Annotated in this window: 1 protein-coding gene; it reads right to left on the bottom strand. The window is 60.5% G+C overall.

Annotated features, from left to right (window positions below; genetic code table 11):
* Positions 1-418, bottom strand: a 418-nt coding sequence (locus tag BMI79_RS23925; RefSeq protein ID WP_425272376.1) for a hypothetical protein, incomplete at both ends; no start/stop codon positions are given.

Below are 418 nucleotides of genomic sequence, written 5' to 3'. Positions count from 1 at the left end.
ACTGCCACCGTTAACCGCCAGCAAAGACGTGTTGCCCAGGGTGCCATTGCCCCCGGCCAGCACCGTTCCCTGGATGGTGGTACTGCCGCTGTAGCTGTTGCCGCTGTTGGAGATAGTCAATGCAGCCGGAGTGCCGTCCAGCACCACGCCCCCGCTGCCGAAGACGTTAACCGACAGGTTGGTGTTGGAGCCCGCCACCCCGTCGGTGGCTATCACCAGCGCATTCGGGCCGTCCTCAATCAGTTGCAGGGCCGTGAGGGCATAATTCATGTACAAGCCCGCGCCGTTATTCCCCGTGTTGCTCAGGCCATAATCATAAACGCCGTTGGCAACATGCACGCCCCCCTGATCGATTTGGAACGTGGTATCTTGCCCAACCGCGGTACCGTTGATTTGCAAGGTGAGGGTATCCGCACCG

This window comes from Serratia oryzae, from assembly GCF_001976145.1.
In the GTDB taxonomy this organism is placed as follows: Bacteria; Pseudomonadota; Gammaproteobacteria; order Enterobacterales; family Enterobacteriaceae; genus Chania; species Chania oryzae.
The sequence above is the reverse complement of the archived record's forward strand: the minus strand, read 5'-3'. Positions and strand labels throughout refer to the sequence as shown.